Genomic DNA, 11184 nt, shown 5'->3' on the forward strand with positions numbered 1-11184 from the left:
CGCCGGCCTTGCCTACACTGCCGGGAAATCCTCTCCGAGCAATGCGCGCCGGGTTGCATGCCAGCTGCCCACATCCGGGGCGTACAGCAGGCCGCCCGTACGATGCGTCGGTTTATACGGGCTGGCGTCGAAGTGCGCGGAGAATCCGCCAGCTTCGCGATGCAGCAGCCACCCGGCCGCATGGTCCCAGGGATCGAGCTTGTTGTAGAGCAGCACTTGGCAATGTCCGCTGGCCGCGAGCCGGTATTCGTGCGCGGCGCAGCGTAGCGACGCCGTCGAGCCCAATGACCCCAGATTCGCATTGACGATGCCGCGCAAGGGGGGCGGCAAAAACTCCGTGCTGATCATGCCGTCCATGTCTTCGGGCGGCGCGGGCTGCCCGACTTTCAAGGGCGATTGCGTGCCGTCGCCCGATTCCAGCCACGCGCCTTCGCCGCGTACCGCCATGGCCCAATCGTGGCCTACCGGGTCGTAGATCACGCCCGCCAGCACATCGCCGCGATGACAGACCGCCACCATCATGCCAAATAGCGGCAAGCCCGCGACAAAGTTGCGCGTGCCATCGATAGGATCGATCAAGAATGCCAGATCGGCATCCACCAGCATGTTAAGCAGCGCCGGATTGCGGGCCGTGGCCTCTTCGCCCACCATGGTGGCGCCGGGGTAGAGCTTGCTCAGCCGCGAGATGATGAAGCGCTCGGCGGCTTCGTCCGCGTCTGTGACCAGATCGCGCGGCGATGTTTTGGTATGCACCGCCTCGGCCGACAGGCGGCGAAAGCGCGGCATGACTTCGACCTGCGCGGCTTCGGCCAGGATAGCGCCAATACGGCGGATGTCTTCTCGGGTAAAGGAACGGCTCATAGAGGACTTTGCTTATTGATTCCGAAATCTAGCACGTTTGAAAGTGAGGTTTTTGTGACTCAGGGCTTCCCCCTATGCTGCGTAAAGATTCAGGTTGATGTCAGGCAACACTGATTTGATGGCTGAGCTAGATCCGTGATGAGCAGTGTTCTGAAAACCATCTTGCGCCCGTCTTTATAGGCCAGCGCGATAACGATTCGGAGACAACAGCATGACATGGCAGCAGATCTACGACCCGCTTAGCAACATGCTGATTTCAACCACGCTGGCGGCCTTGCCCGTCGTGGTGATGTTGGCGGCGCTGGGGTTTTTTCATATCAAAGCGCATATCGCCGCCGGCATGGGCTTGATCACGGCGTTACTGGTGGCGATCTTTGCCTACGGGATGCCCGCCGACATGGCCGGCCGCGCGGCGGTGTTCGGTGGGTTCACCGGTCTGCTGCCGATTGGCTGGATTGTGCTCAATATTATTTTCCTGCATCAACTGACCGAGCAGAATGGCAGCTTCCGGGTCTTGCAGGATTCGCTCTCTGGCATTACCGAGGACCGGCGCATTCAGCTGTTGTTGATCGCGTTCAGTTTCGGCGCGTTCTTTGAGGGCGCGGCTGGCTTTGGGACCCCTGTGGCGGTGACGGCGGCGATCTTGATTGGCTTGGGGTTCTCGCCCTTGGCCGCGTCCGGTTTGTCTTTGATCGCCAATACCGCACCAGTGGCGTTCGGGGCGTTGGGTACACCGGTCATTACTTTGGCGAAGGTGCATGGCTACGACCTGGAGCTCGTCACGGCGATGATCGGGCGTCAGTTGCCATTCTTCTCGGTCCTCGTGCCGTTTTGGCTGATATGGGCGTTCGCCGGGCGCAAAGGCATGTGGGAAATCTGGCCCGCTATCCTGGTCACGGGCGCATCGTTCGCCATTCCGCAGTATTTGGTCTCGAACTTCATGGGCCCCGAACTGGTGGATATCATCGCCGCGCTGGTGTCGATGGCCTGCCTGGTCGCGTTTCTGCGAGTCTGGCAGCCCAAGCGGATCTGGACCTCGGCTTCGCTGCGTGGCAAGGATTTGAGCGCCGAGGAAGCCAAGCCTGCCCAGCCGCCGGTGCGCCATAGCCGCGAGGCCTTGATTGCCGCGTGGACGCCGTGGGTCATCCTTTCTGTCGTGGTGTTTATCTGGGGCCTGCCGCCGGTCAAGGGATGGCTTAACAGCTTGTTTGCGCCGGCCTATCCCATGCCGGGCTTGCACAATCTGGTCATGAAGGTGCCGCCCGTGGTGCCCAGCGTGCATCCGGAGGCCGCGGTCTATACTCTGAATCTCTTGTCGGCCACGGGGACGGCGATTTTGTTGGCGGCCGTGATCAGCGCCTTTGTGATGCGCTATGGGCCTGTGGCAATTGTTCGTACGTTCTTCAAGACCGTGTGGTTGGTGAAGTACTCACTGCTCACCATCGTGTTGATGTTGGCGTTGGGCACATTGACGCGCTATTCCGGGACCGACACCACGCTGGGCCTGGCGTTCGCCAATACCGGCGTACTGTATCCGTTCTTTGGTACCTTGATGGGATGGCTGGGCGTGGCGCTGACCGGCTCGGATACCGCGTCTAACGTCCTGTTTGGCGGCATGCAGAAAGTCGCGGCGGATCAATTGGGCTTGTCGCCGAACTTGATGGGAGCGGCCAATAGCTCGGGCGGTGTGATGGGCAAGATGATCGATGCGCAATCCATTGTCGTGGCCTCGACCGCGACGCGCTGGTTCAATCATGAGGGCGACATTCTGCGTTATGTGTTTTTCCACTCCATCGCGCTGGCCTGCTTGATGGGCATCCTGGTGACCTTGCAGGCGTATGTGTGGCCATTCTCGGCGATGGTGGTGCGTTGATCGGGCGATGCTCCGGTGAACGGCGATGCCTTGTTTGCATCGCCGTCGCCGCGCCGCGATGCTAGGGCAGGGCGGGAGTGTTACGTAACGCGGCGGCGAGCCCTGCCGCGTTGCGCATGCCCTGGTCTTGATAATTGGTGTTGAGCACGACATGAGTATTGCGCACGCGCTCAGCCAGCCGTTTGATGCTTTGTGCGAGTTCGGCCAGCTCTTCGGGCGAATACTCATATTGGAACCGGCCGGACGAAGCGCCGGTGTTGTTCCCCCAAGCGTCGGCATTGCGACCGTGCAATCGTACGACGGCGAGGTCTGGATGCGTAGCGTCCCACAAGGCTGGCACCGTATTGTCGAATCCTTGCGGGGCATCGACCACCGTATGCACCATGTTGGCCTCACGCAAAACATCCAGCGTCCAAGCCGATGCCGTCTTTGTCGAAAACCAGCTGCGGTGGCGAAACTCCACGCTCATCACGTGTTCATCCATATAGCGCTGGCACTCGCGTAGCAACGCCATGCCGCGCGCGCCGCGCTGAATCCATGGCGCGAATTGAAAGTGAATAGCGTGCAGTTTGCCCGCCAGCCGTAGCGGTTCCAGCGCAATGAGGAATCGTCGCCATAGCTCCTCCTGCAACTCGCGAGGCAGTTGGTGATAGAACAGCTTCGTCTGTCCAGCGAGCTCCTGCTGTATATCGCCAGGCAGATCCTGGGTCGGGGCGGGGTGCCCGGTAAACAGGCGATGGGCTTTCACGTGGAATGCGAAGTCCTCGGGCGTACGTTGCGCCCATGCGTGCGCGACGCGCGCGTCCAGCAACCGATAATAGGTGGCATCCACCTCGAGCAAATGGAATTGCGTGGCGTAATAGCGCAGCCGTGCTTCGGGCGTGCGCACGTCTCGGGGGTAGAAACGGCCGCAGGCTAACAGCGTGGGATCTGTCCAAGAAGCGGTGCCGGTCAGAATATGCATGGTGACAAGGCGGCCTGCCGCTGCGAGCAGGCGGCCAGCAGTTCCGTTATGATCTGTATGAATATACAGTTAATTTGACTTGTGCCGCGTAGGCCTGCTCGGTGAATTGCCGGGCACGCTGTTTCGCTCATCCTTCCAATTTCTACCGCATGTCCGCCGACCTCGACTACCTGTCCGACCTCAATCCGGCCCAGCGCGAAGCCGCGACGTACGGCACAGGCTCGCCCGACGCGCCCGCCTTGCTCGTGATTGCTGGCGCGGGTTCGGGCAAAACCAGCACGCTGGCGCACCGCGTCGCGCATCTGGTGTTGAACGGCGCAGACCCGCAACGGATGCTGCTGCTGACCTTTTCGCGTCGCGCCGCGCTAGAAATGGAACGCCGTGTTGGCAAGGTCTTGCAGCGCGTGATGAAACTGCACTCCAGCCAGAAGGCGCCGTCCTTGCCATGGGCGGGTACGTTTCATAGCATCGGTGCGCGGCTACTGCGCGACTGCGCGGGACGCATCGGCCTGTCTGAGAATTTCACCATACACGATCGCGGCGATGCCGAAGACCTGATGGGCATGGTGCGCCATGAGTTGGGATTCTCGGCCACGGCGGAACGTTTTCCGCTGAAAGGCACGTGCCTGGCCATCTACTCGCGCGTCATCAATAGCCAGTCCCCGGTGGGCGAGGTGCTCAAACACGCGTTTCCGTGGTGCACCCAATGGGAAGACGCCCTCAAACGCCTGTTCGCCGCGTATGTAGAGGCAAAGCAGGATCAACAGGTTCTCGATTACGACGACCTGCTGCTTTATTGGTCAGAGATGATGCAAGACGACGACCTTGCACGCGATGTCGGCGCACGCTTTGATCATGTGCTGGTCGATGAGTATCAGGATACCAATCGCTTGCAATCCGCCATCTTGCTGGCCATGAAACCCGATGGCCGCGGGTTGACCGTCGTGGGCGATGACGCGCAATCGATTTATTCGTTTCGCGCAGCCACCGTGCGCAATATTCTCGACTTCCCTTCGCAGTTCACGCCACCCGCACACATCATTACGCTCGAACGCAACTACCGCTCGACGCAACCCATCCTGGACGCCTCCAATGCGGTCATCGGTCTGGCGCGCGAGCGTTACACCAAGAATCTTTGGACGGACCGAGCCTCCGATATCCGCCCTGCGCTCGTGACGGTCAGTGACGAGGCGGGGCAGGCGCGATGGGTGGCCGATCAGGTGCTGGCGCAACGTGAGACGGGCGCAACGCTAAAGTCGCAGGCCGCGCTCTTTCGCGCGGCGAGCCATAGCGCTGCGCTCGAACTCGAACTGACCCGGCGCAATATTCCCTTCGTGAAATTCGGCGGACTGAAATTTCTGGAGGCCGCGCATATCAAGGACGTGCTCTCGCTGTTGCGGTGGGCCGAGAATCCCCGCAGCCGACTGGCGGGTTTTCGGGTCGCACAGCTCTTGCCGGGTGTCGGGCCGGCGATCGCGGGCCGCTTGATGGATGCGCTTGCCGACGCGGCCGAGCCGATGCGCGTGCTCGAATCGTTCAAGCCGGGCAACGCCGCCAAGTCGGATTGGAATGGCTTGATAGACGCCTATACGGCATTGCGCGATTCCGGTCAGCGCTGGCCCGCGGATCTGGATATCGCCATTGGCTGGTATGCGCCGCAACTCGAGCGTCTCTATGACGATGCCCGTGTGCGTCGCGCGGACCTGGACCAGCTGGCGCGCATCGGCGCGGGCTATGCGAGTCGCGAACGGTTTCTCACCGAACTGACGCTGGACCCTCCCGATGCCACCAGCGCCGAGGCCGGGCCGCCGTTGCGCGATGAAGACTACATGATTCTGTCCACTATCCATTCCGCGAAGGGTCAGGAATGGAAATCCGTCTATGTGCTCAATGTGGTGGATGGATGTATTCCTTCGGACATGAGTACCGGCACGGCCGATGAAATCGAAGAAGAGCGTCGCCTGCTGTATGTCGCGATGACCCGCGCTAAAGAGCGCCTGCACCTGATTGTCCCGCAGCGGTTCTATGTGCATCAGCAGAGCGGCATGGGCGACCGTCATGTCTACGGCAACCGCACGCGCTTTATTCCGGAACCCTTATTGCCGTTATTCGAGGCATTGCCCCCGCCTCCCACTTTGGCGGATTTGCCATTTGGCCGTGGCCAGGCCGCGCCTGCATCCAAGCCGTCCATCGACGTCGGCCAGCGTGTTCGCAAGCTTTTTAGCTAAGCTATGATGCTCAGCATTACTAGGTTGGCATGATTGCTATCCTGGTGGGTCAATGCGGAGGTGGCATGTCGCAGCAGGAGACCATTTCCCCGTCTTTTCCAGATGGGCTGGTGGCATCGGTGGCTTATGTACGCGGGCAACGCTTCCGCGATGTGCCGCTGGACGAGATCAAGACGCACACCATCGCGCAAGAGCATCTGCTGTGGATCGGATTACGCAATCCCAATGCCACGCTGCTGGAGCGTGTGCTGAAAGACCTCGGCATACGGCCCAAGGCTCGCGAGGAAATGCTCGAGGTGCATCGTCGCCCCAAAGTCATCGATTTCGGGCATTGTGTGCTGGTCGTCGGGATCACTGTAGAAGTGGGTCAAGGCAGACCGAGTTTTGGCGAAACCCAGATCGTGATTGGCGACGGCTATCTGGTCACGGTGCGGCGAGGGGCGACCGCCAATCACAGCGGCTTGCGCGAGCGACTGGAGTCGGCGCCAGACCTGTTGCGGCGGGGCAGCGACTATGTCGCGTCTGAGTTGCTGGATTTGTTGGTCGACCGTTATGTCGAGGCGGCCGCCAAACTGGAAGCCGTGGTCGAAGGTGCCGAGCAAAAGCTGATGATTCGCGGCGCCAAGGACGCGGACATTCGCACGATCTATCGCCAGCGGCGCGACCTGCTGCGGGTGCACACAGTGATTTCGCCTTTGACCGAGATCTGTCGTCGATTGGCTACGCTGGAGATGGCCAATATCGACGCTGAAGCGCGTCCGTATTTTTCGATCGTGGCGGATCGGGTCAAGCGGGTGGACGAATTGGTCAGCGGCTTGCGTGAAACGCTGGCTTTTGCGTTCGAGGCGAGCCTGATGATGGCGCAAACCCAGCAAAACGACATCATGCGCAGGCTGGCGGCATGGGCTGCGATTCTAGCAGTGCCTACTGCGGTGGCGGGGATTTACGGCATGAACTTCGAGTTCATGCCGGGCCTGCAGACCCCCTGGGGATTCCCGCTGACCTTAGCAGGGATCGGCGCGGTGTGTGGTTGCCTGTATTGGCGATTCCGAAAGGCGGGCTGGCTGTAGCCGATTGCGCCGAGTCCCGTCGAGCGCGCTTCTAATCGCATGCAGGTCTACTACCAGCTTGCTCGGCCATCGCTGGCCGATCGACCGTAATATATAGGGTTGTGGCAAACTGTAAGCCAGCGTTTTTCAAGGAATAAGTTGATTTTGCGTAGACGGTCGTCTCGCGGTCGCCCCGGCCGCAATCTGAGAATCGGGCTAGGGCTGGTCATTGCCGCGCTGGCGGTCTGGTGGACACAGGCCCCTGACTTCCACTCCACCGGCGAACCGGATATCGCGCGGTCGACGCAGCAACCAGCGGCTCCGCAAGACTCCGCGGCACAGACATCGCCGTCGCCGGCCGTCTTGCGCGTGGGTGCCTCGCCGGCGGGAAAGTACACGCTAAACGGTGTGGTGAGCAAAGTCGCCGATGGCGACACCGTGACCATGACTGTCAGTGGCAAGTCGCACCGGATACGGCTCGACAGTATTGACGCGCCGGAAATCGGCCACAGCGAAACCGAACCCGGGCAGCCCTATGCCGAGGCATCCCAGCGCTATCTCGAAGGTCTGGTTGGCGGTAAGCGCATCACGGCGCAGTGCTATGAAAAGGATCAGTACAACCGTGAACTCTGTGCCCTGGTGCTCCCAGATGGCGACTCGGTCAATCGTTTGATGGTCGCGAATGGCTTCGCCTGGGCCTATACCGCGCGCCGGGGCGAATATTTGCGCGACACCGCGCTGCGCAGTCTGCAAGAACAAGCGCGCGAGGCGGGGCGCGGCCTGTGGGCGCAAGGCGGTCCGACCGAGCCGTGGAAATGGCGCTACGACTGCTGGCGCAACCAGCGTTGCGAGCATCCCTGATCGATTTCGCCCGGCGGTTCACAGCGAGGGGGCCCTATCGGGCCCCCTAATCGTTGTAGCTTTGCTATGCTTTGCCCAGCTTGAAACCGGTTACTACACGGAAACATTGTATGGGCGAATGGTTGAAACGGACGTGGATCGTCGTGCTGGTCGCGCTGGGAGCCCTGGCTGGCTGCTCCCGCGATCCCATCAATAGCCCCTATGAAACTGGCGCGATGTCCGAGAACGCCTTGTATACGGCGTTCGTCAGGCAATCGCCTAAGTACCTCGATCCCGCGCTTTCATATTCCAGCGACGAGACACCATTTACCTACAATATTTATGAGCCGCTGTATCAGTATCACTACCTCAAGCGGCCCTACGAATTAATCCCTCGCGCGGCGGCGCAGATCGCCCCGCCGCGCTATCTGGATGCGCAAGGCAATGTCTTGCCGGAGGACGCACCGGGCGAACAAATCGCGCAAAGCGTCTACGACATTCCGATCCAGAAAGATATTCTGTTCCAGCCGCATCCCGCCTTCGCGCGCGACGCACAAGGTGGCTATACCTACTATCCGCTCAAGCCCGGCGACATCGATGGCAAGTACTACCTGACAGACTTCAAGGAAACAGGCACGCGCGCGCTCACGGCCGCCGATTATGTATATGGGATCCGCCGCCTCGCCAGCCCGCGCGTGGCCTCGCCGATTTATTCGCTGTTGGCCGAATATATAGTCGGGATGCGCGAATATGGCGAACGCTTGAAAGCGCGCGATCAGGCCTTGCGTAAAGGCTTGCCGGCCGGCGAGCGCGATCTCCCCTGGCTGGATCTACGTGAATCCGATGGATTCGACGGCGTCCAGGCCCTGGATGACCACACCTTGCGCATTCGTATTCGTGGCAAGTATCCGCAGTTCAAATACTGGCTTGCCATGACGTTTACCGCGCCTATCCCATGGGAAGCCGATCGGTTCTATAGCCAACCCGGGATGGCGGCACACAATCTGTCACTCAACACCTGGCCGGCCGGCACTGGGCCCTACATGCTGGTGGAGTCCTTGCAGAATCGGCGACATGTGCTGGCGCGCAATCCCAATTTCCGTGGCGAACCCTATCCCTGCGAAGGCGAGCCCGGCGATCGCGCGGCGGGTCTGTTGGCCGATTGCGGCAAGCTCACGCCGTTCATGGACACCATCGTCTTCAACATCGAGAAAGAGGCGTTCCCCTTAAGCGGCAAGTTCATGCAGGGCTATTACGATATCCCGCAAGTCGAACGCGGAGACTTCGGCGTGGCCATGCGCGTGGCTGCCAGCGATTCGCCGGAAAAGGCAGAAACCTACCGCGAACACGGGATCCAGTTGCCGACGACGGTCGAGACGTCCATCTGGTATCTCGGCTTTAACTGGCTGGACCCCGTGGTAGGGCAGGGCGATACGCCCGAGCAGCAGGAAAAGAATCGCAAGCTGCGTCTGGCCATCAGTATCGCGTTTAATTGGGAAGAATATATCGCCGTCTTCCAGGACGATCAGGCGGTGTCCGCCTATGGGCCGGTGCCGCCTGGCGTATTGGGCTATCGCCCGCCACCCGAAGGCATCAACCCTGAGGTCTACGACCTCGTCGATGGCAAACCCAAGCGTAAATCGTTGGAGGTCGCCAAACAGCTGCTCGCCGAGGCAGGCTATCCCGATGGCCGCGATGCCAAGACCGGTGCGCCGCTGGTGCTGCACTACGACGCGATGACGGGCGGGGGCAGCAATCCGCAATTCGACTGGATGCGTCGGCAGTTGGCGCAGCTGGGCATCCAACTGGATGTGCGATCCACCGACTATGGCCGTTTCCAAGACAAGATGCGACGCGGCGCGGCGCAGATGTTCATGTGGGGCTGGTTGGCCGACTATCCCGATGCGGAAAACTTTTTGTTCCTGCTGTATGGGCCTAACGGCAAGGTCGAGCACGGTGGCGAGAACGCCGCCAACTACAACAGCCCCGAATTCAATCAGTTGTTCGAGCAACTTAAATACTTGGACGATGGCCCAGAGAAAGTCGCGCTGATCGATCGCATGCAGGCCATCGTGCAACACGATGCGCCGTGGATGTTCGGCTATTTCCCTATGTCGGGTGGCGCCTATCAACAATGGGTAGGCAATGCCAAGCCTACCCAGATGGTGCGCAACACGCTGCAGTACATCAAGCTCGATCCCGAGTTGCGTGTCGAAAAAATCAAGGAATGGAATACCCCGCGTTGGTGGCCGCTGTGGCTGGTCGCGCTCGCCATTGCATTGGCGATCTGGCCGTCATATCGGGCGTTAAAGCGCCGCGAACGGCAAACCGCGTTCGATACGAGCGTGGATAGTCCGGGTGCCTCGCCGTCTCAGGAGTCGCAATCATGATCGGTTATGTTATTCGCCGCCTGCTATACGGCGTCCTGATCTTGATCGGGGTGAATCTATTGACCTTCATCCTGTTCTTTGCCGTCAATACGCCCGACGATATGGCGCGCCTAGCGATCGGTGGGCAACGTGTCAGTCAGGAGGCGATCGATCGCTGGAAAACAGAACATGGTTATGACAAGCCGCTGTTCTTTAACACCAAGGCCGAGGGCACGGATCGCGTCACGGACACGGTGTTCTATCAACGTTCGGTGCCGCTATTGACGATGGACTTTGGTTTATCCGACGGGGGGCGCGATATCAGTCGGGAGATCAAGCTGCGAATGGGTCCGAGCCTCGCTTTGGCTATACCGACGTTCCTGCTGGGCCTTTTTGCAAGCGTCATATTTTCGCTGACCCTGGTGTACTTCCGCGCCACGAAACTCGACTTCTGGGGCGTGGTGATATGCGTGATACTGCTTTCGATATCGAGTCTTTTCTACATCATCGCAGGACAATGGTTATTCGCGAAGATGCTGCGTCTCGTGCCGTATTCGGGCTATGTGAGTGGTATTGATATGGTCAAGTTCCTGGCCCTGCCGGTGCTCGTGGGCATTGTTGCGCGTCTGGGGCCGGAGGCGCGGTTTTATCGGGCGCTGTTTCTCGAAGAGGTGGGCAAGGACTATGTGCGTACCGCGCGCGCCAAGGGCCTGACCGAACGCGTGGTGCTGCTGCGCCACGTGCTGCGCAACGCCATGCTGCCGATTTTGACCGGCACGGTCTCGGCCATTCCGTTGCTGTTCATGGGAAGCCTGATTGCCGAATCGTTCTTTGGCATTCCGGGGTTGGGTAGCTACACCATCGACGCCATCAACGCACAGGACTTCTCTATCGTGCGCGCGATGGTGTTTCTGGGCGCTGCCCTCTATATCGTCGGGCTGATTCTGGCGGATCTTTCCTACACCTTGGCTGACCCGCGCGTGCGTTTCGAGTGACCGAC

8 protein-coding genes are annotated in these 11184 nt (G+C 60.3%); 6 read left to right on the plus strand and 2 right to left on the minus strand.

Annotated features, from left to right (window positions below; translation table 11 throughout):
- Window positions 1-12: 12 nt before the first annotated feature.
- Window positions 13-861: an inositol monophosphatase family protein gene (locus GOQ25_RS03335; protein ID WP_160349032.1), complete on the minus strand. Its 849-nt coding sequence runs from the start codon at window positions 859-861 to the stop codon at window positions 13-15.
- 211 nt (window positions 862-1072) lie between these two features.
- On the opposite strand from GOQ25_RS03335, the gene GOQ25_RS03340 reads away from it, so the two are divergent.
- A complete protein-coding gene (locus GOQ25_RS03340) occupies window positions 1073-2734 on the plus strand; it encodes an L-lactate permease (protein ID WP_160349033.1) in 1662 nt (553 codons plus the stop codon).
- Window positions 2735-2795: 61 nt separating this feature from the next.
- On the opposite strand, the gene GOQ25_RS03345 is transcribed toward GOQ25_RS03340, so the two are convergent.
- The gene (locus tag GOQ25_RS03345; RefSeq protein WP_160349034.1) at window positions 2796-3698 is read right to left on the minus strand and encodes a DUF72 domain-containing protein; all 903 of its coding nucleotides are present in this window, start codon (window positions 3696-3698) and stop codon (window positions 2796-2798) included.
- A 149-nt stretch (window positions 3699-3847) separates the two neighbouring features.
- Here GOQ25_RS03345 and GOQ25_RS03350 point away from each other — a divergent pair, with 149 nt between their 5' ends.
- The 5 genes from GOQ25_RS03350 (at window position 3848) to GOQ25_RS03370 (ending at window position 11179) form a co-directional block, all read left to right on the plus strand.
- Complete coding sequence (locus GOQ25_RS03350; RefSeq protein ID WP_160349035.1) at window positions 3848-5926, plus strand: ATP-dependent helicase; 2079 nt, start codon at window positions 3848-3850, stop codon at window positions 5924-5926.
- Window positions 5927-5991: 65 nt separating this feature from the next.
- A complete protein-coding gene (locus GOQ25_RS03355) occupies window positions 5992-6996 on the plus strand; it encodes a magnesium and cobalt transport protein CorA (protein ID WP_160349036.1) in 1005 nt (334 codons plus the stop codon).
- Window positions 6997-7140: 144 nt separating this feature from the next.
- Complete coding sequence (locus GOQ25_RS19470; RefSeq protein WP_236844470.1) at window positions 7141-7836, plus strand: thermonuclease family protein; 696 nt, start codon at window positions 7141-7143, stop codon at window positions 7834-7836.
- 110 nt (window positions 7837-7946) lie between these two features.
- Window positions 7947-10205, plus strand: coding sequence for an ABC transporter substrate-binding protein (locus GOQ25_RS03365; protein WP_160349037.1), 2259 nt, complete (start codon window positions 7947-7949; stop codon window positions 10203-10205).
- Window positions 10202-11179 (plus strand): ABC transporter permease, encoded by a 978-nt coding sequence (locus GOQ25_RS03370; protein ID WP_160349038.1) that lies wholly within the window; start codon window positions 10202-10204, stop codon window positions 11177-11179. The genes GOQ25_RS03365 and GOQ25_RS03370 overlap by 4 nt, the downstream gene beginning before the upstream one ends.
- The last annotated feature ends 5 nt before the right edge of the window (window positions 11180-11184 follow it).

This window comes from Bordetella sp. 15P40C-2 (assembly GCF_009763235.1).
GTDB lineage: Bacteria > Pseudomonadota > Gammaproteobacteria > Burkholderiales > Burkholderiaceae_B > Bordetella_A.

Excerpts from the sequence above, each read along its gene's own strand:
- GOQ25_RS03335 (WP_160349032.1), bottom strand. The coding sequence starts at position 861 with ATGAGCCGTTCCTTTACCCGAGAAGACATCCGCCGTATTGGCGCTATC.
- GOQ25_RS03340 (WP_160349033.1), top strand. The coding sequence starts at position 1,073 with ATGACATGGCAGCAGATCTACGACCCGCTTAGCAACATGCTGATTTCA.
- GOQ25_RS03345 (WP_160349034.1), bottom strand. The coding sequence starts at position 3,698 with ATGCATATTCTGACCGGCACCGCTTCTTGGACAGATCCCACGCTGTTA.
- GOQ25_RS03350 (WP_160349035.1), top strand. The coding sequence starts at position 3,848 with ATGTCCGCCGACCTCGACTACCTGTCCGACCTCAATCCGGCCCAGCGC.
- GOQ25_RS03355 (WP_160349036.1), top strand. The coding sequence starts at position 5,992 with ATGTCGCAGCAGGAGACCATTTCCCCGTCTTTTCCAGATGGGCTGGTG.
- GOQ25_RS03365 (WP_160349037.1), top strand. The coding sequence starts at position 7,947 with ATGGGCGAATGGTTGAAACGGACGTGGATCGTCGTGCTGGTCGCGCTG.
- GOQ25_RS03370 (WP_160349038.1), top strand. The coding sequence starts at position 10,202 with ATGATCGGTTATGTTATTCGCCGCCTGCTATACGGCGTCCTGATCTTG.